This is a genomic window from Streptodolium elevatio (genome assembly GCF_053592165.1).
Genome location: NZ_JBSFVE010000004.1, coordinates 102223 through 128363 on the forward strand (window position 1 = coordinate 102223; position 26141 = coordinate 128363).

Sequence of the window (26141 nt, forward strand, 5' to 3'; positions counted from 1 at the left end):
CCCGGCCGTCACTCCCCCGGCGCGTCGCGCACGTAGTCCTGGCGGTAGGCACTCCACACCGCCGGGCCGAGGTCGTGCGTGACCGTCGGGGGCAACGGCCAGATGGGGCCCTGGAGTTCGCACAGGACCACGTGGCGCCCGGCACCGGCGTCGAACCACCGCACCCCGACCGCGCCGACCGAGGGCAGCAGCGCGGGCACCGCATCGGAGTCCAGCCACCGCGCCACCGCCCGGTCGTCGCCCCGCACCGCCAGGTGCAGCAGCTTCTCCCCCGCCGGGAACAAGCGGGCGACGGACACCGCCGGCCAGCGGCGGCGTTCGCGGCACACCAGCCGGATCCCGTCGAGTTCGGCCGTCAGTTCCAGGGGCGCGGTGCTGCCTATCGCGGTCAGGCCCTGGAACTCCGGGGTGTCCAAGACGTCGGGGTGCTTGAGGTCGTACAGCGTCAGGAACCGGGCCGGCTCGGGCAGATCCGCAGCGTCGTCGTCGGCCGTCGGTACGTCCGACAAGGCGGACGCGCGGGACGCGCCCGACGCGCCGGAGACACCGGGCTCGCCGGATGCGAACGCACCGACGAGCTCGAACCGGCGTACCCGCCGCACACCCGGGACCCGCAGCACCAGACCGTGGTAGCGGTCACTCCACGGAGTGAACGAACCGTCCGTGGCGCTGGGGAGATCGGACCGTACGTGGAGGAGGCCGGCCCCGAACTCGAAGCGCGCGAGGGCGTCCCATGTGCCCGACTCCCCGCCGCCCATCGCACCGCCTCCGCCTCCTCGGCGTCAGCGTTACTACCCGGCGGGAGGGAAAAGCATGTCCTCTTTGCCGAACATCCGGGCCGTGTCGGCGGCCGACGGCGTGCCCGCGTTCGGGTCGGCGCCCGACGCCAGGAGCGCCCCGGCGATCTCCGGCTCGTTCTTGAACACCGCGCCCGCCAGCGGCGTCTGGCCCCGGTCGTTCGCCCGGTTGGCGTCCGCGCCCCGCTTGAGCAGCACCTGAACGGCGGCAAGATGCCCGTGGTACGCGGACAGCATGAGCAGCGTGTCGCCTGCGTCGTTGGCCAGGTCGACCGGCAGCCCGGCGTCGACGTAGCTCGCCAGCATCTCGGCGTCCCCGCCCCGTGCGGCGGCGAACACGCGGGTCGCCAGCTCCTGCATGGCGGCCTCGTCGGTGTCCGGCTCCTCCGGCCGCTGCCGCCACGGCTCGTTCGCTTCGGTCACGCGTCGCACCCTTCTCTCGTCTCCCGGGCCCGCCGATTCTGACAGGATCGATCATCAGGTCGGCCGGACCCGGCGTCCCGGAAGGAAGACTATGTCGCTCTCGAAGAACGTCCAGATCACCGAGGCGCTGTACACGTACATCCTCGACCACTCGACTCCTCCGGACGCGGTCCAGGAGGAGCTGATCGAGCGCACCCGGACGTCGCTCGGCAACCGGGCGGGTATGCAGATCCCGCCCGAGCAGGGGACCTTCCTGACGCTCCTGACGAAGCTGGTGGCCCCGCGCTTCGCGGTCGAGGTCGGCACGTTCACCGGCTACTCCGCGCTCGCCATCGCGCGCGGCCTCCCCGAGGGCGGGCGGCTGCTGTGCTGCGACGTGTCGGAGGAGTGGACCGCGGTCGCGCGCGAGGCGTGGCTCAAGGCGGGGGTCACCGACCGCGTGGAACTGCGCATCGCCCCGGCGCTCGACACCCTGAACTCGCTTCCGACGTCCCCGCACATCGACATGGCCTTCGTCGACGCCAACAAGGACGGGTACGTCGAGTACTGGGAGGCGCTCATCCCCCGCATGACCCCGGGAGCCCTCGTCCTCGCCGACAACGTGCTCTACAGCGGCGACGTCGTCAGCCCCGCCCCCGGCGGAGCCGCCGAGGCCGTGCACCGGTTCAACGAGCACGTACGCGCCGACCCGCGCGTCGAGGCCGTCATCCTGCCGGTCGCCGACGGCCTGACCTTCGCCCGCGTCCTGGGCTGAGCGGCGACCGGGCGCCGCCCAGCCGCCGTACAGCCCTCGTACAGACGCTCACACCTGCTCACACAGTCCTCAAGCGGTCGTTACGCGGTGCTCAGGACGGTGTGCAGGCGCCTCCCCTCGACCGTGATCCGCGAGGTGCCCTTCGCGGTGACGAAGGGCTCCAGGCCCGGCAGGAGGCCGCGGGCACCGCTGCGCGCCGCGGACTCGGCGGCGATCGCGAGGATCTCGCCGAGGCCCGCCGGACGGCGTTCGGCGGCGAGCAGCGGCGGCAGGAAGCCGGTCATGAGGTCCCAGGTGGCGGCGTACGCACCGGCGCTCGCGACCTGCTTGAGCGAGTCGACAACGCGGGTCGTCTTGACCCGGTCCATCGCGACAAGTCGCGCGAGTACGCCGCCCGTTGCCGAAGCGTCCCACGGCGCATCGGGGCGGGCGGCGAGGGTGAGGTACGCGTCCGCCGCCCGGGTGCGGTCCTCCGGATGCCGGGCGCCCAGCCCATAGGCCACGGCAAGTGCCATACCCGGCCCAGGAGTTCCGTCTGCCTCGGCGAGCAGGGGCAGGATCTCGGTGTGGCCGCGGTGGTCGTCGGCGGTGACGATGAGCGGGACCGCGGCGTGCGCGGCGATCAGGTCGCGGTGGGCGGGGGCGACAAGGGCCCAGCACGGCATGTCGAGGTGGCTCTCGTAGCCGTTGACGTCCTTCCACCGGCCGTCTCCCTCGGGCACGTCGCACAGGTGCGGCGCGAGGTTGCCGTCGGCAAAGGCCCCGGGCGTGGGTCCGACGGCGGCCAAGAGGTGATGGTGGACGATCTCGGCGCCATCCCGCGTCTGCCACCAGTGCGTGTCCTGCTTGCGGGTCCCCTCCCACTGCGTCACCGCAGGTGCCGGCATGCCGCCGGCGGCCATCACCTGGGCGGCCCACTCGCCTGCGGGTGAGGCCAGTTTCCCGGCCCGCGCCACGGTGTCGGCGTCGATCTCGCGCGGCAGGCGCAGCAGGGCCTGTTCGAGGTCGCAGGCCCACGGCGTACGTCCGGCGGCCTCCCACTCCTCCAGGCCGCGCACGAATTCCGCCGGGTCGACGTAGCCCGACGCCGTCACCGGCTTGGCGAGGTATGGCCCGGCAACCGGGACGCGAAGGCGCTGCGCGACCTCGTGCAGGCGGGTCACCAACACGTGCTGCGGCCCCGGAACCCCCGCGCCGCGCTTGGCGCCGACGCCCTCGCCCTTGCCGAACAGGCTGCGGAACCAGCCCTGTTGCCCGGACTTTCCAATGGTCGCGGTGGCCATGGCGGCGACGGCGGTGTACGCGTTGGTCACGTCGGTGCCGAACCACGTCATCCGCCCGGCGTCCAAGGCCCGTTCCACCATCGGGCGCAGGCCGTCGGCCAGCGCCTGCCGGTCGCGCGCCGATTCGCGGAGCAGGGCTTCGACGAGGCGCTCGACGGCGATCGGGTCGGTGGCCTCGGCCCTGCTCGACCACATGTTGCGGGTGGTGGCGAGGTAGGCGTTGAGCTCTTCCGCGAGTTCGTCGACGGAGCCGATCGGCGGCGGGAGTTCGCGCGGTGTGAACGGCGGCATCTCGGGGGCGGGTGCCGTGGGTGCGGCCTCTTCGCCCAGCAGCGCGGCGGCCGCGCCGAGGCTCGGCTCGACGAGGAAGTCGAGGGACGCCCGCAGTTCGGCGCGTACCGCGAGGGCCTGCTGCTCGGTCAGCTTCGGCAGGAACTTGGCGACGGACTTGAGCGCGCGGTCGTGGAGGTCGGAGGCGTCCTGGGTGAAGACGGTCGCCGCGGCGGTCAGGAGGTCGCCGGCGTGGTCGGGGTGCCGGCGTACGGCCTTGTCGACCCAGGTGAACTGGGCCCGCACGAACTTCTTCTCGGGCCGGAACATCACCGCACGGGTGGCTTCGACCACCTGGTCGCCGGTGAGACGCCCGGCCTCGTCGAGGGCGCGCAGCGCGGCCTGGGCGATCGCGGCGGCAGCCGGCGGTCCGTCGGGCAGGAGCCGCAGATAGGTGGTGACGCGCGCGGCCTTCTCGTCCTCGGTGGGCTCCAGCGCTTCGTAGAGGAGGGCGAAGCCCCGGGCGTCCGGCGGCTGGACGCCGCGCAGGAAGCGGGACAGGCAGGCGTCGAGGACGGCGTCGCGGTCGACGAAGCCCGAGTCGGTCAGCGCCCGGAAGGCGTGTGTCCAGGTCCGCGCGGGTTCCTGGTCCCGCCAGCGGTCCTCGCCCTCCATGCGGCGACCGATCTGCTCGACGTCGAACAGCCGCAGCAGCATGACGGGAGCCAGCGGATCGGCGCGCAACGACTCCGGCAGGGGCTGTTGACGGCGGTGCGGCTGCCGGGTGTGGTCGGCGAACCAGCCGGTCGTGTACCGCTCCGCGGTCGGCGGCTCGGCACCGCAGGCCCGCACGAGCCGGTCGACCAGGTCCCAGTCGCTCACCCACAAGTCGTCCCCGAGTCGCGCGGCCAGGCGCTCGGCGATGTCCGGGATCCAGCCCGGCTGACGCTCCATCAGGACGGCGACGACCTGCTCGTTCGCCGAGGCCTTCCAGTCCCCTTGAAGGTCGCGCCTCGCCAGCCACTGGCTGACCGAGGCCGCTCCGCCGATGCACGCGGCACCGGCGATCCGCAGCGGTGCGACGACCGATTCGTCGCCCCACCTCCCGCCCCGGGTCTTGAGGGCGTCCTTCAGTTCCGGGACCACGCCGCGCCGCTCGGCCTCGGTCAGTCCCGCGAAGAGCGCCGGGAGTTCCTGGCGTCCGCCCTTGCGCCTGGCGGTGAGCAATATGTACGGCCAGGTAGGCACCGTCACCGGCTTGTCTCCGTTCCCGTCGTCGTGGCCCCCGTGTTCGCCGCCGTGCTCTGCGCCGTGTTCACCGCCGCGTTCGCCGTGGCGGCCGTGCCGGCGGTTGTCCCCGAGCCGTCCGCGCCCGATGCGGCCCGCCGGGCGACGATCTGCGTCGCCAGCACGTGCTTGCAGGGACCGCGCCCTCCACGGTGCTTGGCCCACCACTCGCACGTACACGTGCCGTCGCCCGCCATCCGCACCTGGTACGTCGTCTCCCGGCTGCGCACCTGTGCCTTCTCGCCGTCGACGGCCACGGCCCCGCCGTCGACGAGCGCGTGCGCGTCGCGCAGCCGCGGGTTCATCCGCTCGGCACGGCCCGTGTCATAGGGGAGTTCGCGATGGAAGTATGCCGCCTCCGCGACGTCGTAGCCGATCCGCCCCGAAGTCCCCAGGCGTACGAGGGCGGCCCGCACCCGGTCGGCGTCGATGCCCGCGTCGCGCGCCAGGTCGCCGACCTCGACGCGCGGCTCCCAGGCGAGCAGCGCCGACACGAGGTCGGCGTCCTCGGCCGCCTGGTCGGTGGCCAGCGCGTCAAGTACCGCGCCCTCGCCGGAGAAGCCGCGCGCGGCGTCCGGCGAGACGGTCAGGGTCAGCCGCATGCCCGGGAGTTCGACCTCCCAGGCGGAGGCGACGGCAGGGTTGCCCGGTGCGACGGCGGGCCCGTACACGCGCAGTGCCTTGGCGTGCCTGAGGATTCGGGCGAGGGCGCGCAGCCGGTCGGGGCCGGCCAGGCACACGGCGCCGACGGCCGGGCCGGGTGCCGCGCGCAGCGTGCGGCCCGTCGGCCTCACCCACAGCACTTGGCGGTTGTTCTTGGGCAGCGAGCGCAGGAAGCGCACCGCCTCGACGGCGCCGAGCTCGGCGCGCAGGTCGAAGCGCGAGGCCAGCACCTGTACTTCGGCGAAGCCGCGCAGCCAGCGGTCGGGCAGCGGGACCTTCTTCTCCACGATGGGTCCGTCGAACGTGGTGACGGTGACGTCGTCCGGACCGACGGCCATGTGCAGCGGATCGGAGCCGCCGACCATCGCAAGTGCCTCGCGCAGCGGCGCGTTCACGTCGACGTTCGTCGTGCCGGTGCCGAGCATCTCCCCGTCGATGCCGTCGGGCAGGACGTCGAGGCGCGCGTACACGCCGCCGCAGCCGCTGAACGACTCGAAGCGCAGCCGGTCTCCGTTGCCGGTGACGACCGGATCCAGCCAAGCCCGGTTCTGCGGTTGGTAGTAGCGTGTCGCGGCGACGTCGGCGACCGCGAGAAGGCCGCCGGCCGCGGCTTCGGGCGCGGTGAGAAATCCGGCGAAGAACCGCGGAAACGGCGAGAGTCCGTGCGAAGTCAGGCCCCCGCAGGTCTCGAGAGAGAGCCGCGGTGCGCCGTCATCGGCCAGAAGTGCGGACGAGCGCAGATACGTGAAAGAATGAACGCTGGACGACATGCCCGCAACGTACGGCGAAGGTCCGACACGCCGTACACGGGCCCGGGTTGGGGGATCGTGGTGAGGCGGTGGGGTGGCTTGGCGGGGCTGTTGCCGTATGCGGCACAACCTTCGGGCGCCTTCGCGGGTCTCACTATCCGACACCGTGTGTCCAGGGTCCGACACACCGTCAGGTCGATGATCCTTCACGGTGATCGTGGTACGTAGCAAGATGGCGTGAAGCAACCGTTGATCCCGCGTTTCGGGGACACGCGAGATGGCGCTGTCATACTATGCGCTGGTCCATTCTGCCGGAGGTAGGACGTATGCCCACAGCGCAGCCGGGGAGCGGCTCGACGGTTCGCCGTATTCTCCTCGGCTCCCAACTTCGTCGTCTCCGCGAGGCCCAAGGCATTTCGCGGGAGGACGCGGGGTACGAGATCCGGGCCTCCGAATCGAAGATCAGTCGAATGGAGCTGGGCCGTGTCAGCTTCAAAGACCGCGACGTCGCGGACCTGCTGACGATGTACGGCGTGACGGACGAGACGGAGCGTGAGGCTCTGCTGAACCTTACCCGGGAGGCGAACGCCACGGGCTGGTGGCACAGTTACGGCGACATCCTGCCGAGCTGGTTCCAGGTGTACGTCGGCCTGGAAGAAGCGGCGTCGGTGATCCGCACCTACGAAGTGCAATTCGTCCCGGGCCTGTTGCAGACGGCGGACTATGCGCGAGCGGTGATTGTCGCCGGCCAGCCGAACGCCGCGGCGCCCGAGATCGAGCGCCGCGTGGGCCTGCGTACGCAGCGTCAGCTGATCCTCGAGCGCGATCGGCCGCCCCGACTGTGGGCGGTGCTCGACGAGGCCGCGCTGCGCCGCCCGATAGGCGGTCGCGACGTGATGCGCGGTCAGATCCAGCATTTGATCGACGCGGCCGCGCATCCACACGTGACGATTCAGGTGATGCCGTTCCGGTTCGGCGCGCACGCGGCGGAGGGCGGGCCCTTCACGCTGCTGCGCTTCCCCGAGCCGGACCTGCCGGACGTCGTCTACCTCGAGCAGTTGACGAGTGCGCTGTACCTCGACAAGCGCGACGACGTCGACCAGTACACCGAGGTGATGGAGCGGCTCAGCGTCGACGGCCTGCCGCCGGACCGAAGTGTGGACCTGCTCGCCAGGATCCTCAAGGAGACCTGACAGTACGGGCCGCGCCGGTCACCCGGTGCGGCCCGTCTGCGTTGTCCCCTCACCCCGTCGCGCGGGGCCACGACCCGCGGGTCCCGTGCCGGACAGGCACGTGCCCACGCGGTGGGTCGGGCGCGGTCAGGCGATGAGGTTGTCGAAGTCGCCGTCCTTCGCGCCCAGGATGAGGGCCACGATCTCGGCGCGGGTGTAGATCAGGGCGGGCCCTTCCGGGAACCGCGAGTTGCGCACGGCTATGTCCCCGTCAGGCAACGCGGCCATCTCGACGCAGTTGCCCTGCGAGTTGCTGCGCCGGCTCTTCTGCCACGTAACCCCGTGCAGAGACCCGGCCGGCATCCCGTTGTGCGTTCCGTGCATGACATGTCTCCTGGACCTCTTGCCGGGCGAACCGGCGACGATTGCCCACCCCCGGTGGTACGACCTGTGCCGTTCGTCGCGCCCGGAGCCGACCGTACGGGAGGCTCCCGCCGTTCCCGACACCGTTCGCCGTGTCCCTGCCACTTGTATCTGCACGTGCATCTGACCATGCAAATGCAGCGTACGGAAGTGATGATAGCGCACGCCCACACATCGCCACACAAGCTCCGGACGCCCTATAAGAAGCATTACAGAGCGCGCCTAAGAATGGCTTAAGAAATGGGCGCACGATGCGGCGGAAATCGTTCACAACGATCATGGGACAGCAAATCGCCCAAGCCGGGCGGAAAATTCCGGACATTCCGGAGCGCATTGCCGGAAGGCACTCGCCGAGTTTCCGGAGGGAAGAATGACAAATAGCACAGTGAACGCCGTTCGCGATCACCCGTATACGCACAGGAAGCACGGCGGGTTGCCGTACTTCCCTAACTCGCGTCAAATTTCCCCGGCTATTGCCCGGGTATCCGGAACATCGCCCAGACCACTTTCCCGGTCCGTCCGGCGACACCGGTCAACGGAAACCAGCCCCACGAACTGCTGAAGCATTCGACGATATGCAGACCGCGCCCGGTCTCGGCGCCGTCGCCCGGATCCCGCGGGGCCGGAAGGCCCTCCCCGGGGTCCTGGACCGCGCACATCACACGCATCCCCTTGCGCAGCAAAGCCAGTTGCACGGGGTGCCCGACGGTGCCGGCGCCGGGGTCGTCCCCGCCGCCGGGCCCGCCTGCGACACCGTGGCACAAGGCGTTGGTGACCAGTTCGGACACCACGAGCGAGAGATCGTCGGACAACTGGGCGGCTCCCCAGCGTGCCAGCGTGTCCGCGGCGAAATCTCGCGCCGCCTTGACCGAATCACGGCGCGGGCCCAGGGCCCGCACGGCGATGTCGGTGACGGCTCCGCCCTCGGACGCCGGGGAGTCCCCACCCGGCATGTCCATGCGGAAAAGGGTGGCCACGGAGAATCCCGCGGCGCTGACGGCGGTCATGCGCACCTCCGGGCGGGCAGCCGACCCAGGCGCGACCCCCGCGCCTCTCGTAAGCGCACCGGGCCCGCTCCGATGCAGCGGTGGGGCGTTGCGACCACCGTCTTGCCTCCCGCGAATCGAACCGGCCCGCCGACGCGTATCCGCGCGCTTACCGATCGCGCGTGCACCCTGTTCATTATGGCGATGCTCACGGCGTGTGCAAGACCAGATGCACGTGCAGTCTCGATTTATGCAGCTGCATGACTCGGATGCACGTGCATCGTAAGGGTGCACGCGGCAAAGCGGCATGATTTCGAGCGACATTTCCGTTTTGTTGATCGTGTCCTGCGTCACACCAGCCACCGGGGCCCCTCCCGGGCGATGTCCATCCGGCGAGGACCGGCCAACGCTCCGCGCCTACCGGACGTAGTCGCCGCGGAAGCCGGCCCTGGATCGGCGCAGGCGCCGCCGCGGGAGCGCCCGGCGGTTTCGGGGGCGTCCGGCGGAACCCGCAAAACGCAGCCGGGCGGCCCCGCGAGTTGCGCGGGGCCGCCCGGTGTCGGAGCGGTGGTGCGAGGGGCTGTACGGGCCCGCGGAAGGCCGCGTACGACGGTTCCGTCAGGCGCGCGGCGCCGAGCCGACGGGCGAGGCGCCGGCGGGGGTCCCCGACGACGGCGGGGCCGACGGCGTGCCGCCGTCCCGGCGCCCGATCGGCAGCAGTGCCGCACCCGCGACGACGATGAGGCCGATGCCCGGGATCATGAGGTACCACGGCACCTGGCTGACCGGCGTGTCCTCGGTCGGGATGCTGTCGGCGTCCTTGAAGCTCTCGATGTTGCGGCCGATGTCCTCGACCATGCCGTCGAAGCGCCCCAGGATGCGCGGCAGCTGCGCGAGGCCCTTGCCCAGGTCCTGGTACTGCGACGCGAGGCCCGCGGTGTACTGCTCGGGGGTCTGCCCGGCGGTCGTGGCCAGGAAGGGGATGACCTCGGTCTGCATCTGCGTGGCCATGCCCTCGAGCACGTCCAGGTCGGTGCGCGCCCGGTTGTAGCCCTCGTCCGTGAAGGTCGGGCGGAACGCGTCGAACATCTTCTCGGCGGACTGCGTCTTCCCGATCTGGTCGGTGACCAGCGTGCCCACCACGATGACCGCGCCCATGGCGACGGCCACGCCGAGCGCGATCGTCGGGACCACCGAGCGGCCGGGGCGGCGGAACGAGAAGAAGAGGCCCGCGGCACCGACCACCGTGAGGATGATGCCGGGGATGAGGAACAGGTAGGTCACCGCCGTGTTCGGCAGGTGCGACGTGGGAATCTCGTCGGCTTCCCGGAAGTTCTGCCCCTGCTGCTCCATCACCAGAACAAGGTGGTCGAAGCGGGGCATGATCTCGTCGACCTGTCCCAGGCCCGCCCCGACCTTGTCGAAGCGCGCGCCGAGGAATTGCTGGGTCTGCTGGGGGTTCATGCCGATGCGCGCGCCGAGCGCGGGCAGGGTCTCGCCCTGCAACTGCGCCAGCATGAGCTGCATCGTGACCAGGTCCTCACGACTGGTCTTGAGCCCTTCCTTGGACATCGCGTCGCGGAAGGTGTCCTGGACGTTGTCGACGCCCTGGGTCTTCTTGGGCAGGCCGTCCGCCAAGGGGAAGACGATCAAACCGATCCCCAGCAGAAGCACCAGTGCCAACGCCACGCGGCGGAACGTACGCACAGCCGATCTCCCTTCACCCACCGGGGCCGAGCGGACCGGGTCGGGGTCTCCGACCGGATCCGGCCTCCGCATGAGTGCTGTTTCTCCGGATTGTCACTCGCGCCGTCGATCTTGTCAGCCGCAGCCGGTGCGGTCACCTACCGACGAGTAATGTCACGAGATCGAGATCTTGCCGCATGGATGCGGTGCACGTCACGGCCTGTTTGACCATGTCAATCGAGGGGGTCGGCCGCTACGGTGCCAAGGTGGACTTGGAACTGACGGAGGACCAGAAGACGGTCCGGGACGCCTTCGCGAGGTTCTTCGCGGACCGCTGTCCCATAACGGTCGTACGCGATGCCGAGCCCCTCGGGCACGCCCCCGCCCTGTGGGCCCGGCTGCGCGAGACGGGCGCGCCCGGCATGGGCGTGCCGGAGAAGCTGGGCGGCGGTGGGGCGACCGCGGTCGACCTGGTCCTGCTCATGGTCGAGGCCGGCAAGGCACTCGCCCCCGTGCCGCTCGCGGAGCACGTCGCGGCGATGCGCACACTGGCGCGTACCGCCGCCGGCAGCGGGGCGGGGTGGTTCGCGGAGGCGGTCGAGGGCGACATCGTCGCGGTGCCCGCGCTGCATGCCGCGGTGGACGGCGTGGCGCGGCTGGTGCCGGGCGGCGCCGTCGCGGACGCGGTCGTCGGCCTCGACGGAGACGACCTGGTCGCGGTGCGCTCGGACGCCCCGATGACGGCTCCCCCGAACCACGCGTGCGCGCCGTTGGCCGACCGGCCGCTGCGCGGCGACGCGGTCGCGGAGCGCATCGTCCTCGCGAGCGGCGGCGAGGCGCACGCCCTGCACGCGCGCATGCGTACGGACTGGCAGCTCGGCGTCGCCGCGGCACTGACCGGCGTCGCGACGCGAGCGCTGGAGATCGGCATCGCCTACACCCTGGAACGCCGTCAGTTCGACCGGCCCATCGCCGCCTTCCAGGCCGTGCAGCAGGGACTCGCGGACCTGGTCGCGCCGTTGGACGGCGTCGGCCTGCTGACCGCGAGGGCCGCGTGGACCGACGACGAGGGCGACGCCGACGAGGCGGGCCGCCTGACGTCCATGGCGTTCCTGGCCGCGACCGACGTGGCGCGCAACACGACGTACCGCGCGCTGCACTACCACGGGGGTTACGGCGTGACGCTGGAGTACGACATCCAGCTCCACTACCGGCGGGCGCGCGGCTGGCCGCTGGTGCTGGGCGATCCCGACGAGGAGTACTTGGCGCTGGCGGACCGGCTGTTCGGCCCGGTCGGCGCCCCAGGCGCGGCCGGCGGCGGCGCGGCACACTCGATCGACGCCACCGGCGCCATCGACGCGGTGAGCACGGAGGAAGCGCACTGATGGACTTCGCACCCAAGCCGTCCGTCGAGGAGTTCCGCACCTCGATCCGCCGCTTCATCGCCGACCACCTCACCCCCGAGATGGTCGAACGCGCCCACCGCACCGGCACGTTCCACGACTGGGAGTTCCACCGCGCGCTCGCGGCCACCGGCATCATCGCCGAGGGCATGGCGGGCGCGGGCCGGGCCACCGGGCGCGATCCGCTCGAACTGTACGTGCTGTTCGACGAGATGGGCCTCGCCGGTGCCCCCTTCTACGGGCTCGCCAACGCGATGCTCGTGGCCGGGATCATCGAGCAGATCGGCAGCGACTTCCACATCAGCGAGGTCCTGCCGCACTTCCACAGCGGCGAGGCCATCGCCGCCCTCGGCTACTCCGAGCCCGGGTCCGGCTCGGACGTGGCCGCCGCCGCGACGCGCGCCGAGCGCATCCCCGGCCACCCCGGCGACGAGCCGGTGTGGCTGGTCAACGGGCAGAAGATGTTCACCACGCTGGTTCACGAGGCCGGGTACGTCATCCTGCTCACGCGCACCGACCCGGACCTGCCCAAGCACCGCGGCCTCACGATGTTCCTGCTACCGATGGACCTGCCGGGCATCGAGTTCCAGGCCGTCGACACGATGGGCGGCGACCGCACGAACATCACCTACTTCACCGACGTGCACGTGCCCGACCGGTGGCGGCTCGGCGAGGTCGACGGCGGCTGGGACGTCATGAAGGTCGCACTCGCGTACGAGCGCGGCGTGTTCGGCAACATGAACCAGGGCGTGACGCTGCTGCGCCGCTTCGCCGACTGGGCCCGCACCGCCGAACGGACCGACGGCACCCGTCTGATCGACGATCCGGGAGTGCGGCGCCGCCTGGCACGCATCGCGGTCGACAACGAGATCACCGCACTGCTCGCGGTACGCCCGGCGCTGCTCGCCAGCCAGGGCAGACTGCCGACCACCGAGGGTTCGGTCGCGAAGCTGTTCGCGAGCGAGGCGTACAACCGCGCCGCGGAGGCCTGCCAGGAGATGGCGGGCGCGGCCGGCCTGCTCTCCCCCACACACGGGGCGGGCGAGGACTGGGGGTTCGTGGACCTCGCGGCGCGTGACGCGCCGGTGACCACCATCTACGGCGGCACGAGCGAGATCCAGCGCAACAACATCGCGGAGCACCGCCTCGGCCTGCCTAGAGCCCGCTGATTTCGGACGGATGTGCCACGCCGTCACGCGCGTGACGCGGGGCATATCCGTCCCTTGCGGTGTCGCGCCGTGCGCGTGCCGTGACCGCTCCCGGCCGCCGCCCGACACGCCCGCTCCGGTCAGCGGAGCTACCGGCGCGTACGACGGACCGTCAGCAGGCGTTGACCGGGCGCCCGTTGGTGATGCGCCAAAACGGCCGCCCGACATCTGGCAGACTGCGTCCCCGTCCGGTGGGGCGGAAATCTCGGCCTGGTGCTGACCACCGTTCCCACAAGGTGGCCTGTGTGGGGCAACGGCGTGCGGCGCCGCCGCCCGGGCCGAGTGAGGGAGTGCGATGCGGCCGCTGCACAAGGACGATCCGCGGCAGATCGGCGGCCACCGCCTGGTGGCCGTGCTCGGGGAGGGCGCCACCGCCCAGGTCTTCCTCGGCGCGACCCCTGAAGGCCGCCCGATCGTACTCAAGGCGGTACGCCCCGTGCCGGCCCGCGACCCGGCGTTCCGCACGCGCTTCGCCCACGACGTCGCTGCGGCCGAACGCATCGCATGCCCCTACGCCGTGCCCGTGCTGGACGCGTGCACCGACGGACCGGTGCTGTGGCTCGCCACCTCCTACACGCCGGGACCGGGACTGGGCGAGGCGGTCGCGAAGTACGGGCCGCTGCCCCCGCGTACCGTCCGCACGCTCGCGGCCGGACTCGCCGCCGCACTCGAGGCGCTGCACGGCGTCGGCCTCGTGCACGGACGCCTCGGGCCCACCCAGGTGTCGCTGGCACCGGACGGACCCCGCGTGGTCGACCTCGGGGTGGCCCGCAGCCCCGACGGCCCGTCGGTGACCGAGGCCGGGGTCGTCGTCGGCACGGTGCTGCCCTCCCCCGGTTTCCGCGCGCCCGAGCAACTCGACGGGCGCCGGGTCGGCCCGGCCGCCGACGTGTTCTCGCTCGGCTGCGTCATCGTCCACGCGGCCACCGGCACCGGCCCGTTCGGCGCCGACACGGCGCCGGGCGTCACCGAGCGGGTGTTGTACGGGATCCCCGAACTGCGCGTCCTGCCGTCCTGGCTGCGCGAGTTGGCCGCCGCGTGTCTGGCGAAGGCGCCGGAGGACCGGCCCACTCCGGCCCAGGTGTACGCGGCCACCGCGAGCGAACTCGACGGCCCCGGCTGGCTGCCGCACGGCATCGCGGCGGAGGTGGCGCAGCGCGCGGCCACGGTGTGGGCGCACTCGGGGGCGGAAACGCCGGGGACGGGCCCGACGATGGTGCCGCGTACGCCGCCTGGTCCGCCCTCCCCGTCCGCCCGTTCGGCCGGCGCGGCGCCGACGCAGCCGTTGATGCGGCCGATCACGGAGTCTGTGACGCAGTCGGTGACGCCGGTCGTGGCGCGGTCGTCGGCCGCACCGCCAACGCCTGTGACCGCGACGCCGGTTGCCGCGACAGTCCCGCCGGCGGGCAATCCGCCCGGCAACGCGCCGGGCACTCCGTCGCGAGTTACGCCGCAGCCGAGCGTGCCGCCGGGAGCCCGGCCGTTCCGGGACGCGTCGGCACGGTCCGCGAGTGCCCCGGCGACGGTCGCACAAGGCGCGGTTGCGGACCGGAACACCGATGGCACGACTGCCGACAGCCCGGGCATCGCGTCCGGAGTGGGCCCGAGCGGCGCCGCGCGCCCGGTGTCCGAGGAAGCGCCCGCATCAGGCGCGCCGAACCGCGACCTGCCGCCGGCGCGGCAGCCGAAGATGATCGGCGGCCCGGGCGCCGCACTGCATGTCGAGAGGGCGGCCGCGGAGGCCCGCGCGGCGGCGGATGCCGCTACCGCCGACGGCGCGGTTCCCGGCACTGCGGCGGCCGACGTACGCGAGACGCCCGAACCGGCGACGCCACCGGCAACTCCCGCACCGGAGCGGCGGTTTCCGATGCCGATCCCGCGCGGCCCGGGCGCCTCCACGCGCATCGGGCCCTCCCGCGGTCGGCGGGTGGGAGCACAGCAGCAGCCGGCGGGCCCGGAAGCCGCCGGGCAGGCGGTGGTCGGCGGGCCGGGCGCGGGTACGTTCACCGCCGACCGGGGCTCCGCCATCTCGAAGGTGGCGGAGCCCGCGGCCACGAGTGCCGCCCCGGCTCCGAAACCGGCCGCGGATCCGGCCGCGGCACCGGAAGCGGCTGCCAAGGCGAGGCCAGGCGACGGCTCGGAGGGCCGTACCGCAGAGCGCGGCTCCTCGGACCAGCCCCCGGGCGACGGCGGATCCGGAGCTCCGCAAGAGGCGGCGTCCACCGCATCGGCGGCGCCGCGCCGGCCGGTCGGCGGACCCGGCGCAGGGCAGTTCACCAAGCCGACCGCCACCCCGTTGCCGGGGAAGCCGGGCACCGCCGGGTCACAACCGGCCGCCGAAACCCTCGACGCCGTCGAAGGTGCCGAAGCCACAGAAGTCCTTGAAGCAGCCGAAGCCGTTGAAGCAGCCGAGACATCGTCGGCGCACGAGGCCGCCTCGCCGATGCCGAAGAACGCCGCCAAGGCCGCCAAGTCCCCCGGCCCCGCCGAGAACACGACGTCCGCCGAGTCCCGGCAAGCCCGCGGGCGGGCCGCACGGCCCGAGCCCGACGGGCCCGTCATCACGGTCGAGACCGTCGAAACCGCCCTGCCCGCCGACGAGATCCTCGACGCCGAAATCGTCGAGGCCGAACTCGTGGACGACGACGAGCCGTTGCCGCCCCGCGCCTCGGTCACCGCACCGCCCGGCGTCACCGACCTCCCCGGCAAGCCCGCGGGGGCCGTACGACGCGGTCGCAACGGACAGCACGGCGGACAGTACGGCGGGCAGCGCGACGGACAACGCGGCGAACCGCACGATGCGACACGCGAAGGCTCACGCGGCACACGCCGCGCGTCGTCCACCGGTCACGCCGGTCACGCCGGTCACGCCGGTCACGCCGGACAGCCCGGCCACCCCGGTCGCCCGGGCGACGACCGGGAGCGTACGCGCGGTCGCGGCCGTACCGACGACCGGAGCCGCGAGCGCAACCACGACCGCCCGACCGGTCCGAACAACTCGCGCCCGCGCGCCGCGGACGCCCCACGCCCCGACACCCCGTCGAAGACCGGCGCCTCGGCGACCGCCCCCGAAGCCGCGAACTCCGCGGCCGCACGGCAGCGTTCGGAGGCCAAGGCCGAGCGGCGCCGCTTCCTCGCCTGGGTCGCCGGTGGCGCGGCGGTGCTCGCGGGGGCGGCAACCGGCGCGGTGCTGTGGGGCGACGGCGGCAGCAAGAAGCCGGTACGCACCGCGCCGGTCGCGGCCCCGCCCGCCGCGGTCCCCGGCCCCGCCGCGCCCGCCCCGGCGGCACCGCTTCGCGCGTGGTTCCGGCAGGGCTCGGTGACGGCCGGTCAGCTCCAGGAAATTGCCGAGGCGTTGCGCGGGACCGACAGCCGCCTGCGACTCGCGGCGGAGTCGAAGGAGTCGTCCGGCTACGCGCAAGCTCTCGTGTCCGAACTCGGCACCGGCCAGGACACCGCGCCCGACGTGTTCGAGGTCGACATCTTGTCGTTGGCCGCCCACCAGGCGGCGGGCCGCATCATGGACCTCGCCCCCTACCAGGACCGCTTCGACACCGGCGCATGGCTCCCGGCGGTCCAGTCCGCGGTCAAGGCCGGCGACCGGTTGCTGGGAATGCCGCTGACCGCTTCGGCTCCCGTGGTGCTCTACCACCAGGGCATGTTCGCCGAGGCGGGCGTCGCGGTCCCGAGCACCCGCGAGCAATGGGTCGACGGTCTTGAGCAGTTGCGTACGCAGTTCGCCGACGACCGCGAGTTCCGACCGCTCTGGCTGCCCGGCCGCTCGTGGCACGTGCTCGCGTCGCTGATGTGGGGTTCCGGCGGCGCGCTCGCGCTGCGCGAAGGGGACACGTGGCGGGGCGCGTTCGACCTCCCCGGGTCGATCGACGGGGTCCGGTTCTTCCGCCGTTTGCAGCAATACGCCCCGGAAGCCCAGGACTTGACCGAGGACGGTCTCAAGGTGGGCGAGCTGTTCGCCCGCGGCCGGGCCGCCTCCGTCGTCGGCTCCGCCTCCCTGCACCCGACCGCGCTCGCGGCCGACGCGGCACTCGGGCAACAGCTCAACGCGTTCGCGATGCCGGGGCGTACCGCCGACGCGCCGGGGGTGGTGGGTGTGCAGGGGACCGCTCTTGCGGTGTCGGCCAAGTGCCGCGACGTACCCGCGGCCGTGGAGTTGCTGGCGCTGCTCGCGACGGACTCGTGGCGCGACCAGGTGTCCCGGACGGCCGGCGCGCTCTCGCCGCGCACGGTGCCCGAGCAGGCGGTCTTCGGGCCCAACCCGATGCTGCGCGCGGGCGCGTCGGCGGTGCGTACGTCCGGCCGGGCATACCCGGCGGCGCCGGGCTGGTCGGAGCGGCCCGTGTTGGAGTTCGGGCGCGCGGTGCTCGCGGGGACGGACGCGATGGCGGCGGCGGTGAGCGCGAACCAGTTGGTGGCAGCGGAGTTCGGGCGTACAACAGGGTGACACGGGCGGGGTGACACGGCGGGGTGACCCGGCGAAAGTTCGGCACCTCCGTTCGGGCGTCTGTGCGGAGCGGCTCATGGGATACACCCCGTCCCCGGTGGTAGACCTTGGGCTACCGACAGGAAGGGACAATCACCATGCCACTCACCGGCGAGTACGAGCCGAGCCCGACCAAGTGGGTGCGCGACCAGGTGGAGCAGTACGAGAGCTCCGGCGGCACCAAGGGCACGACCATAAGGGGTATGCCCGTCGTCGTTCTGACGACGCGCGGCGCCAAGAGCGGCAAGCTCCGCAAGACGCCGGTCATGCGGGTCGAACACGACGGCGTGTACGCGGTGGTGGCGTCGCTCGGCGGCGCGCCCAAGCACCCGCTCTGGTACCACAACGTCGTCGCCGACCCCCAGGTCGAGCTGCAGGACGGCCGGGAGCGCCGCGACATGACGGCGCGTGAGGTCACCGGGGACGAGAAGGCGCTGTGGTGGGAGCGCGCGGTCGCCGCGTACCCCGACTACGCCGACTACCAGAAGAAGACCGACCGGCAGATCCCCGTCTTCGTCCTGGAGGCGAACGACGGCGGCTGACGCGCTCGGGCACACCGCGGGGCGCCTGCGTACGCACCCGGGCATGCGCCCCGCTCGTGTGTCCGAGTGCGTGCACGCACGTTCCTGAGTGCGTGCATCGAGATGTGCCGTGGTGCGTCGTTGCGTGCCGCCGGGTGCACTGACACGTGGATCCGTGCGCGCGCCGTGCAACCGCACGGGGTCGCCCTCGCCCCACGAACCTCGCAGGCAACTGGTCCACGTTACGCCGCGCTTGTCCCCGCGCGATCCACTTCGCCCGAACCCGGGCTCCGTGCACCCCCGTGCGCCCTACGTTCATGAGGCTCCGTCCTCGCGACCGGCACCGGTGACGCCCATCAGTCCGCCCCCGGCCGGTCACGCTCCGAGTCCATGAGGGTGCGTTCCGCCATGCTCAGGTTGTCCGGGTGCGACATATGAACAGCAATCAGGCGCCGCAGTGGGCCGCCGACGTCCCGCCCGTCGACCGGGTGCCCGCCCAGGTGTCCGGGCCCGTGCCGCCGCAACCCACCGCTCCCCCGGCCGGTCCGCACGAGCCGCTCGACCCGCGGCTGATCCAGGAGAGCCTGGCCGCCGTGGCGCCGATGGCCCACGACCTGGTGTCGCACTTCTACGCGCTGCTGTTCATCGACCGCCCCGACCTGCGCGCGATGTTCCCGCCGATGATGGACGCGCAACGGGACCGCCTCCTCGCCGCGCTCCTGCGCCTCGGCACCGGTGCGCACGCCCCGGAGGCGCATCGCGAGTTCCTGCGCCAGCTCGGCCGCGACCACCGCAAGTACGGCGTCCTGCCCGAGCACTACGCGGCCGTCGGCAGCGCCCTGATCGGCGCGCTCGCCCGGTACTCCGGCGGCCGCTGGAACGCCGCCACACGTGACGCGTGGACGGCGCTCTACGGGTGGGCGGCCGGGATCATGATCGACGCCGCCGAGCAGGACGCGGCCGCTTCGCCGCCGTGGTGGGACGCGCGCATCGTGGCCCACGAGCACCGCGGACCGGACATCGCGATCATCACGGTGGCCCCCGACCGCCCGCTCCCCTACCGCCCCGGCCAGCACGTCACCGTCGAGACGCCCTGGTGGCCCCGCGTGTGGCGGCACTACTCGATAGCCAACGCACCGCGCGCCGACGGCCTGCTGGAACTGCACGTACGCGCGCTCCCGGCCGGCTGGGTCAGCCAGGCCCTCGTGCACCGCGCCCGCGTCGGCGACCACATACGACTCGGCCCGGCGCGCGGCGCGCTGGTCATGCGCGGCGAGTCGCTGCGCCGGGCGCTGTGCATCGCGGGCGGCACCGGCCTCGCCCCGATCAAAGCGCTGGTCGAGCACATGGCACAGCGCCAGCTCGCGCACCAGGCCTATGTGTTCATCGGCGCGCGGCACAGTTCGGAGCTGTACGACGTACGCTCGCTCGCCCTCATGTCCGAGATGTACTCGTGGCTGCACGTGGTGCCGGCCGTCTCCGACGAGCACTCGTTCGACGGCGCCCGCGGCACGCTGCCGGACATCATCGCCCGCTACGGCAACTGGCACGACCACGACGTGTTCATCAGCGGTTCCGCGGCGATGGTGCGCGCGACGACCAGCCGGTTGACGCTGGACCTGGGAGTCGCGCCGGGCCGCCTGCTGACCGAGAGCCTGGACACCGTCTCCCAGGGGGAGCGCGTGCTCGGCGCTGGATAGCGGCGGGCGTACCGTGTACTCGGCATCGGCACGAAAGGCAGGCGAGGACATGGTCGGCAAACCACCGGTCGGAGACTTCGACGACAGCGGTATGACGGTGGGGTCGCCGAAGCGGTACGCCGCGGGCGTGCCCGCGGTCCTTGCCACGCTCAAGCACGCCGGCCGGGAGATGGGCGTACGCCGCAGCGCGCTCACCCTCCTCAAGGTGAACCAGAAGGACGGCTTCGACTGCCCGGGGTGCGCGTGGCCCGAGGGCGAGCACCGCAGCCCGATCGGCGAGTACTGCGAGAACGGCGCGAAGGCCGTCGCCGAGGAGGCGACGCTGCGCCGGGTGACGCCGGACTTCTTCGCGGCGCACTCGGTGGCGTCGCTGGCGGAGCGCACCGACTTCTGGCTGGGGCAGCAGGGGCGGCTGACGCACCCGATGTACCTGGCGGACGGGGCATCGCACTACGCGCCCGTCGGGTGGGACGAGGCGTTCGGCATCATCGCGGAGGAACTGGCCGCGCTCGGTTCGCCGGACGAGGCGGCGTTCTACACGTCGGGGCGGACGAGCAACGAGGCGGCGTTCGCCTACCAGTTGTTCGTGCGGGCGTTCGGCACCAACAACCTCCCCGACTGCTCGAACATGTGCCACGAGTCGAGCGGTTCGGCGCTGAGCGAGACGATCGGCGTCGGCAAGGGCAGCGTGTCCCTGGAGGACATGCACCGGGCCGACCTGATCCTGGTCGTGGGCCAGAACCCGGGGACCAACCACCCGCGCATGTTGTCCGCGCTGGAGAAGGCCAAGCGCGCGGGTGCCCACATCGTGGCCGTCAACCCGCTGCCCGAGGCGGGGTTGATGCGGTTCAAGAACCCGCAGCGGCCCAACGGAATCGCGGGCCACGGCACGGCGCTGGCCGACGAGTTCGCGCAGATCCGGGTGAACGGCGACCTCGCGCTGTTCCGTGCGCTGAATCGATTGCTCCTGGAGGCGGAGGACACCGCGCCGGGCACCGTCCTCGACCGCCCGTTCATCGACGAACACTGCGCGGGATTCGACGAGTTCGCCGCCGACGTGCGCGCCACGGACTGGGACGACGTCCTGGCGGCGACCGGACTGCCCCGGGCGCAGATCGAGCGGATCCACCAGCAGGTCCTCAAGTCCCGGCGGGTGATCGTGTGCTGGGCCATGGGCCTGACCCAGCACCGCAATTCGGTGCCGACCATCCGCGAGGTCGTCAACTTCCTCCTGCTGCGCGGCAATATCGGACGCCCGGGCGCCGGCGTGTGCCCGGTACGCGGGCACAGCAACGTGCAGGGCGACCGCACGATGGGCATCTACGAGAAGCCGTCGGCCGCCTTCCTGGACGCGCTGGAGGCCGAGTTCGGCTTCGCGCCGCCGCGCGAGCACGGGCACGACGTCGTGGACACGATCCGGGCGATGCGCGACGGCCGCGTGAAGGTCTTCATGGCGGTCGGCGGCAACTTCGTGGCGGCGACGCCCGACACGGCCGCGACGGAGGCCGCGCTGCGCGGCACCGCCCTGACGGTCCAGGTGTCGACGAAGCTGAACCGCTCGCACGCGGTGCCGGGGCGGCGGGCGCTGATCCTGCCGTGCCTGGGGCGTACCGAGGCCGATGTGCAGGCGGGCGGCGAGCAGTTCGTGACCGTCGAGGACTCGATGAGCGCGGTACACGCGTCGACGGGGCGGCTCGCGCCCGCGTCGCGCGAACTGCGCTCCGAGGTCGCGATCGTGTGCGGGTTGGCCGAGCGCGTCCTCGGTGACCGGGTCGCGGTGCCGTGGCGGGCGTTCCGCAACGACTACGACCTGATCCGGGAGCGCATCGAGCGGGTGGTGCCCGGATTCGCGGACTTCAACCGGCGCGTCCGGGTGCCGGGCGGCTTCGTGCTGCCACACGGGCCGCGTGACGAGCGGCGGTTCCCGACGGCGACGGGCAAGGCGAACTTCACGGTGAACGCCCTGGAGGTGTTGCAGGTGCCGACCGGGCGGCTGGTGCTCCAGACCGTGCGGTCGCACGACCAGTACAACACCACGATCTACGGCTTGGACGACCGTTACCGGGGGATCAAGGCGGGGCGCCGCGTGGTGTTCGTGCACCCGGCGGACCTGGCCGAACTGGGCGTCGCGGACGAGGCGACGGTCGACCTGGTGAGCGAGTGGACGGACGGCGTGGAGCGGCGGGCGCCCGGGTTCCGCGTGGTGGCGTACCCGACCGCGCGCGGGTGCGCGGCGGCGTACTTCCCGGAGACGAACGTGCTGGTGCCGCTGGACAGTACCGCCGAGGTGAGCAACACCCCGACGTCGAAGTCGGTGATCGTGCGACTGGAGCCGCGCGACGTGTGACCGACGGTCTTGGGCCTGGTCGACCCGCTCGACGTACGCGTCAGGCGGGCCGACACACGGGGTCCCCAGCGCGGATGGTTCCCAGTGGTTCCGCGCGACGGTTCTGCGCTGTGATTCTGCGCTGTGTTCCCCGCGGCTGTCGGTGCGGCGTCGTCAGCAGCCGCAGTCGCAACCGCAGTCGCAGCCGTCGCAGCAATCGCCGCAGTTGCAGCACTCGCAGCAACCGGGGTCGCAGTCGCAGTTGTTGCAGCAGCCTTGACGCTGTTGGCCCGTGCAGGGGTCGGTGAACTCGTCACGGCAGCAGGCCTGGCAGGTGCAGCACAGGCCGACCCAGATGAGGCACGCGACGAGGGCGTTGTGGCGCCGCCCGGGTCCGCGGCCGGGACCACCAGGGCCGCCGGGACCGCCGGGACCGGCCGGACCGATCGGCGTACGCCACGGGTCACCCGGCTGCTGCGGCCCGAACGGGTTTCCGGGACCGGAGGGCGGAGGCTGGTGGCCGGGCGGGCTCTGCGGCCAGGAAGCCACGACCTCGGTTCCGTCCAGAAGGCCGGTGGCGCCGGGCCCGGAGGCCGCACGGGGTTCTGTCCCGGTCGCACTTTTGCGTGCCGAACATGAGTGCCCGCGCGTCCGCTTCATCGGGAACCCGGCGTGCTCGAAGGTGCGGTCCACGGCCGTGTCGACCTCGTGCACAAGCAGCGTGTGCACGAGACGCTGCTCGACGAAGGTGACGTCACGCAAGGCGAGGCGGATGCCGTGGGCGGCGTCGCGGCAGAGCCGGTACGCCTCGTCCGGACCGGTCCCGGTGGCCAGCAGCGGGTTCCAGGAGCCCGACTCGCGGTCCTCCCATACGTCCTCGACCGCGTCGAGCAGGTGCGCGAGGCGGCCGAAGAGGCGGCCGGCCTCGGCGAGCGACTCTGCGTTCTCGGGCCGTCCGGCCAGTACGGCCGTGTGCGCGAAGGCGGCGGCGGTGGCGGTCTCGGTGGGCTCGGTGACGACGAGGACGGACGTACCGGGACCGGCCAACGCCTCGATCTCGCCCTGCCTGCCGACCGCCTCGGTCAGCACGGCCGTGTCGAACCCGACGTCGTGACCTGTCCCTGCGCCCTGCCGCGCCCAGCGGGTCGCGATGCGGCGGGCGCCTCCCGCGACGCCCCGGCGGGCGAACACGCCGTCCCCGTCCTCGACGTGGTCGCGCATCTTCGCGGACGCCAGCACCAGCGAGACCGCGGCGGCCAGGCGCGCGCCCTCGCCCTTCGCGATCTCCGCGGTGCGCATGCCGCGCAGCGGGCACGGTCCCGCCTTGCGCCGCCCGGACGCCGCCTTGTCCGGCTCCGCCTGGGCCTCGACGAGAACCGAGATGATCAGCCCGTCGTAGTTGGTGGCGATGCGGGCCGCCTGCCCGTGGTCGTCGCGCAGCGCCAGGCACAACCCGCACAGATGCGCCATCCACGCCTCGCGCAGCCCGTCGGTCAGCCGGTGCCGACACGGCCTGATGATCCCGAACACGCGTGTCCCTCCCCGTTGCCACTTGGATGCCGCCCCCGGCCGTCCGCGTCGGCCCGGCAATGGTGCATCAGGGTAGCGATCAGCGCGATCTCCCGTCCGCCCCCGGGCGGCGGGGTCGAGCGGCTCGACCGCGGATCGGCGCTGCCCGCGCACAGCAGACCAGTTCAGGGCGCGCGCCGCTGCGGGGCCGTCGCGTCCGGGTCACTCTTGGCAGCAAGTTGGCCGCCCGTTGACCGACTGTTGACGTACGGAGGGTTGCCCCGGACTGTCCCGGCCCGTCCCGGCGGGACCGCCTTGCGGGCGTCTGCCGTGCGAGCGTTTGCCGTGCGGCCTTGCCTTGGGGCCCGCCCCGCGGGCTACCGTCCGGCGAGCAGGCCGACCAACCGTCGCACCTGCGCATCGGCGCGTACGGCAAGGTTGCGGTACGTCTCGATCGGTTCACCGAGCGGATCCGCCAACTCGTCGTCCGCGCGCGCCATGCGCCGAACGTCACGCAGCGCGTCGACCTCGGCGACCCACTCGCGCAACGGAGCGTCGCCGCGTGGGCCCACCTTCTCACCGAGTCGGGCCAGCTCCCCCAGCACGAACGCGCGCGGCTCCGCGTCGGACGAGCGCGCCGAAATTCCCCAGATGTGCTCGCGGGTCATGCCGAGCACGACGTCGGCGGCGTCCAACATCTCGGGGGTCAGCTTGCGGCTCGTGTGGTCGTGCGCGGCCACGCCGTACTCCTCCAGCACCTGCGCGCTCTCCTCGGTCATCGACGCCGAGCCCCAGCCGAGCGTGCCGGCGGACGCCACCGGCCAGTCGCGCAGCCCCGCCTCGGCGAGGTGGTGGCGCAGCATGGCCTCGACCATCGGCGAGCGGCAGATGTTCCCGGTACAGACAACAAGGATCACGCGGTCACCGTACTGCCGCCCCCGGCACCGGCCGTCGGCGGGACGTCCCGTCCGCGCCGCCCCGGCCCGTCCGCCTTCGGTTCCTGACGCCGCGTGAGAAGCCGGTGACCTGGGGCCTCTTCGGGCTTCTCGTTGCTTCTGCCGGCTGCTGTGTGCATCGCCGGACTTCTCTACGGATTGCTATCCGGTCACGTCCGGCGTCACGGGGGCGGTCTTGTCGCCGCGCTGGACTAGCATCGCCGTCCGCCACACACAAGCAACTGGTCTGTCGCACGCCTTCAGCCGCGTGTGCGCCACGGGGGAACGGATTTCACGGCTATGTCGCATCGCACCGCGTCGACCGCCAAAGGCATGCTCGGAGCCGTCATGGGCCTGCTCCTGATCGGCGTCATCGCCGTCGGCGGTCTCATCGGATACCGGCAGTTCGTCGCCGACGACGGCGAGGGCTCGGACAGCAGCGCGCCGGTCTCGTCGGTCTCGGACCGGCCGTACCCGACCGGCCCCGCCGCACCGAACGCCGCACCGACGGCCCCACCGCCCTCCTCCGCCCCGCCGTCGACCTCCGCGTCGCCGTCGCCGACCGCCGCCGAGACCGGGCCGGGGTCGGGCACCCGCGTACCGGAGTTGCAGGCCGCCGCGGAGCAGGCGACCGCGGGCAAGCCGCAGGCGTCGCTGGTGGCGCTGAACATCCACACCGGCGAGATCGTCGCGACCGTCAAGGGCGACACCGGGATGTCGGGGGTGATCGCACCGGGCTCCACGTTCAAGATCGTCTCGTCGGCGCTGCTGCTCAAGAAGGGTGTCGTCACCCCGGACACGAAGGTGCCGTGCCCGAAGACGGCCGTCGCCGGGCAGGCCTTCCACAACGTCGACAACTTCGAGATCCCGGACGCCACCTTCCGGCAGGACTTCGCGCGGTCCTGCAACACCGCGTTCGTGGAGCTGCGCTCGAAGATCGGCGACTCCGAGCTGTCCGCCTTCTCCACCGACTACTTCGGCCTCAACAGCAACGCCTGGCAGGTCGGCGAAGGCGGGACCACCGACGGCACCGTGCCGGCGGCCACCGACGACGCCGACAAGGCGGCCCAGATGATCGGGCAGGGCGCGCTCAAGATGAACCCGATGACCATGGCCTCCGTGGTCGCCACGGCCGTCACGGGGCAGTTCCACCAGCCGATCCTGGTCCGGGGCGGGGAGACGTACAAGAACACCAGGCCGCTGCCGAAGAACGTGGTGTCCGGCATCAAGGACATGATGCGGGCCTGCGCGACCAGCGGGACCGCGGCGTCGACCTTCCGCGGCATGCCCGGCGTCGGTGCCAAGACCGGCACCGCCGAGGTCGGCAACGGCACGAACGGCTGGATGGTGGCCTACCGGGGCGACATCGCGGTGGCCGTGGTCGTCATCGGCGGCGAGTCGGGCTCGGGCTCCGCGGGACCGATTGTGCGGAGCTTCCTGTCCGCAGTCCCCGCATGACGGGCGCCGCCGCGAGGGACGGGGCCGGGTGCCTGCCGCGACGTGAGGAATCTCGTGGTCGTGGGCCATCGCTCCGGACCCCGCCAT

At 72.4% G+C, this 26141-nt stretch carries 18 protein-coding genes; 9 read left to right on the forward strand and 9 right to left on the reverse strand.

The genetic code is table 11. The features are described 5' to 3' along the window. Positions 1-8 precede the first annotated feature (8 nt). Complete coding sequence (locus ACWD12_RS10165) at positions 9-758, reverse strand: hypothetical protein (RefSeq protein WP_450099139.1); 750 nt, start codon at positions 756-758, stop codon at positions 9-11. A 33-nt stretch (positions 759-791) separates the two neighbouring features. Beyond that, a complete protein-coding gene (locus tag ACWD12_RS10170) occupies positions 792-1157 on the reverse strand; it encodes an ankyrin repeat domain-containing protein (RefSeq protein ID WP_358355090.1) in 366 nt (121 codons plus the stop codon). A 154-nt stretch (positions 1158-1311) separates the two neighbouring features. Between ACWD12_RS10170 and ACWD12_RS10175 the strand changes: the two genes are divergently transcribed. Then, the gene (locus ACWD12_RS10175; protein WP_450099140.1) at positions 1312-1974 is read left to right on the forward strand and encodes an O-methyltransferase; all 663 of its coding nucleotides are present in this window, start codon (positions 1312-1314) and stop codon (positions 1972-1974) included. 80 nt (positions 1975-2054) lie between these two features. Here the strand turns inward: ACWD12_RS10175 and ACWD12_RS10180 are convergent, their stop codons facing one another. Together ACWD12_RS10180 and ACWD12_RS10185 are read right to left on the reverse strand one after the other, a co-directional pair. After that, positions 2055-4781 (reverse strand): hypothetical protein, encoded by a 2727-nt coding sequence (locus ACWD12_RS10180; protein ID WP_450099141.1) that lies wholly within the window; start codon positions 4779-4781, stop codon positions 2055-2057. Beyond that, positions 4778-6247: an SWIM zinc finger family protein gene (locus ACWD12_RS10185; RefSeq protein WP_450099142.1), complete on the reverse strand. Its 1470-nt coding sequence runs from the start codon at positions 6245-6247 to the stop codon at positions 4778-4780. Before ACWD12_RS10185 ends, ACWD12_RS10180 begins: the two co-directional genes overlap by 4 nt. Before the next feature lie 305 nt (positions 6248-6552). On the opposite strand from ACWD12_RS10185, the gene ACWD12_RS10190 reads away from it, so the two are divergent. Further along, positions 6553-7419: a helix-turn-helix domain-containing protein gene (locus ACWD12_RS10190; RefSeq protein ID WP_358355054.1), complete on the forward strand. Its 867-nt coding sequence runs from the start codon at positions 6553-6555 to the stop codon at positions 7417-7419. 126 nt (positions 7420-7545) lie between these two features. Here the strand turns inward: ACWD12_RS10190 and ACWD12_RS10195 are convergent, their stop codons facing one another. The 3 genes from ACWD12_RS10195 to ACWD12_RS10205 all read right to left on the reverse strand — a co-directional run bounded on the left by ACWD12_RS10195 (position 7546) and on the right by ACWD12_RS10205 (position 10496). Further along, positions 7546-7782, reverse strand: coding sequence for a DUF397 domain-containing protein (locus tag ACWD12_RS10195; RefSeq protein WP_235052153.1), 237 nt, complete (start codon positions 7780-7782; stop codon positions 7546-7548). Positions 7783-8291: 509 nt separating this feature from the next. Next, positions 8292-8828 (reverse strand): ATP-binding protein, encoded by a 537-nt coding sequence (locus ACWD12_RS10200; protein WP_358355052.1) that lies wholly within the window; start codon positions 8826-8828, stop codon positions 8292-8294. A 597-nt stretch (positions 8829-9425) separates the two neighbouring features. Further along, positions 9426-10496 carry a hypothetical protein gene (locus ACWD12_RS10205; RefSeq protein WP_450099143.1) on the reverse strand — a complete coding sequence of 357 codons (1071 nt, stop codon included), beginning with the start codon at positions 10494-10496 and terminating at the stop codon, positions 9426-9428. A 227-nt stretch (positions 10497-10723) separates the two neighbouring features. On the opposite strand from ACWD12_RS10205, the gene ACWD12_RS10210 reads away from it, so the two are divergent. The 6 genes from ACWD12_RS10210 to ACWD12_RS10235 all read left to right on the forward strand — a co-directional run bounded on the left by ACWD12_RS10210 (position 10724) and on the right by ACWD12_RS10235 (position 22173). Next, positions 10724-11878, forward strand: coding sequence for an acyl-CoA dehydrogenase family protein (locus ACWD12_RS10210; RefSeq protein ID WP_450099144.1), 1155 nt, complete (start codon positions 10724-10726; stop codon positions 11876-11878). Further along, positions 11878-13065, forward strand: coding sequence for an acyl-CoA dehydrogenase family protein (locus tag ACWD12_RS10215; protein ID WP_358355046.1), 1188 nt, complete (start codon positions 11878-11880; stop codon positions 13063-13065). The genes ACWD12_RS10210 and ACWD12_RS10215 overlap by 1 nt, the downstream gene beginning before the upstream one ends. Before the next feature lie 334 nt (positions 13066-13399). Continuing rightward, positions 13400-17566, forward strand: coding sequence for a protein kinase domain-containing protein (locus ACWD12_RS10220; protein WP_450099145.1), 4167 nt, complete (start codon positions 13400-13402; stop codon positions 17564-17566). Positions 17567-17703: 137 nt separating this feature from the next. Further along, positions 17704-18147 carry a nitroreductase family deazaflavin-dependent oxidoreductase gene (locus ACWD12_RS10225; RefSeq protein ID WP_450099146.1) on the forward strand — a complete coding sequence of 148 codons (444 nt, stop codon included), beginning with the start codon at positions 17704-17706 and terminating at the stop codon, positions 18145-18147. A 413-nt stretch (positions 18148-18560) separates the two neighbouring features. Continuing rightward, positions 18561-19826, forward strand: coding sequence for a globin domain-containing protein (locus ACWD12_RS10230; RefSeq protein WP_450099147.1), 1266 nt, complete (start codon positions 18561-18563; stop codon positions 19824-19826). A gap of 49 nt (positions 19827-19875) precedes the next feature. Then, positions 19876-22173, forward strand: a complete 2298-nt coding sequence (locus ACWD12_RS10235) for an FdhF/YdeP family oxidoreductase (RefSeq protein WP_450099148.1) — start codon at positions 19876-19878, stop codon at positions 22171-22173. Positions 22174-22326: 153 nt separating this feature from the next. Here the strand turns inward: ACWD12_RS10235 and ACWD12_RS10240 are convergent, their stop codons facing one another. Both ACWD12_RS10240 and ACWD12_RS10245 read right to left on the reverse strand, forming a co-directional pair. After that, positions 22327-23682: a DUF5685 family protein gene (locus ACWD12_RS10240; RefSeq protein ID WP_450099149.1), complete on the reverse strand. Its 1356-nt coding sequence runs from the start codon at positions 23680-23682 to the stop codon at positions 22327-22329. A gap of 356 nt (positions 23683-24038) precedes the next feature. Further along, a complete protein-coding gene (locus ACWD12_RS10245) occupies positions 24039-24578 on the reverse strand; it encodes an arsenate reductase/protein-tyrosine-phosphatase family protein (protein WP_450099150.1) in 540 nt (179 codons plus the stop codon). A 318-nt stretch (positions 24579-24896) separates the two neighbouring features. Between ACWD12_RS10245 and ACWD12_RS10250 the strand changes: the two genes are divergently transcribed. Further along, entirely contained in the window at positions 24897-26054 is a 1158-nt protein-coding gene (locus ACWD12_RS10250; RefSeq protein ID WP_450099151.1) for a penicillin-binding transpeptidase domain-containing protein, read from the forward strand. Positions 26055-26141 lie beyond the last annotated feature (87 nt).

What these genes read in the sequence shown, in the direction of transcription:
- ACWD12_RS10165 (WP_450099139.1), bottom strand. Translation starts at nt 758, where the DNA reads ATGGGCGGCGGGGAGTCGGGCACATGGGACGCCCTCGCGCGCTTCGAG.
- ACWD12_RS10170 (WP_358355090.1), bottom strand. Translation starts at nt 1,157, where the DNA reads ATGCAGGAGCTGGCGACCCGCGTGTTCGCCGCCGCACGGGGCGGGGAC.
- ACWD12_RS10175 (WP_450099140.1), top strand. Translation starts at nt 1,312, where the DNA reads ATGTCGCTCTCGAAGAACGTCCAGATCACCGAGGCGCTGTACACGTAC.
- ACWD12_RS10185 (WP_450099142.1), bottom strand. Translation starts at nt 6,247, where the DNA reads ATGTCGTCCAGCGTTCATTCTTTCACGTATCTGCGCTCGTCCGCACTT.
- ACWD12_RS10190 (WP_358355054.1), top strand. Translation starts at nt 6,553, where the DNA reads ATGCCCACAGCGCAGCCGGGGAGCGGCTCGACGGTTCGCCGTATTCTC.
- ACWD12_RS10195 (WP_235052153.1), bottom strand. Translation starts at nt 7,782, where the DNA reads ATGCACGGAACGCACAACGGGATGCCGGCCGGGTCTCTGCACGGGGTT.
- ACWD12_RS10200 (WP_358355052.1), bottom strand. Translation starts at nt 8,828, where the DNA reads ATGACCGCCGTCAGCGCCGCGGGATTCTCCGTGGCCACCCTTTTCCGC.
- ACWD12_RS10210 (WP_450099144.1), top strand. Translation starts at nt 10,724, where the DNA reads ATGTCAATCGAGGGGGTCGGCCGCTACGGTGCCAAGGTGGACTTGGAA.
- ACWD12_RS10215 (WP_358355046.1), top strand. Translation starts at nt 11,878, where the DNA reads ATGGACTTCGCACCCAAGCCGTCCGTCGAGGAGTTCCGCACCTCGATC.
- ACWD12_RS10220 (WP_450099145.1), top strand. Translation starts at nt 13,400, where the DNA reads ATGCGGCCGCTGCACAAGGACGATCCGCGGCAGATCGGCGGCCACCGC.
- ACWD12_RS10225 (WP_450099146.1), top strand. Translation starts at nt 17,704, where the DNA reads ATGCCACTCACCGGCGAGTACGAGCCGAGCCCGACCAAGTGGGTGCGC.
- ACWD12_RS10230 (WP_450099147.1), top strand. Translation starts at nt 18,561, where the DNA reads ATGAACAGCAATCAGGCGCCGCAGTGGGCCGCCGACGTCCCGCCCGTC.
- ACWD12_RS10235 (WP_450099148.1), top strand. Translation starts at nt 19,876, where the DNA reads ATGGTCGGCAAACCACCGGTCGGAGACTTCGACGACAGCGGTATGACG.
- ACWD12_RS10250 (WP_450099151.1), top strand. Translation starts at nt 24,897, where the DNA reads ATGTCGCATCGCACCGCGTCGACCGCCAAAGGCATGCTCGGAGCCGTC.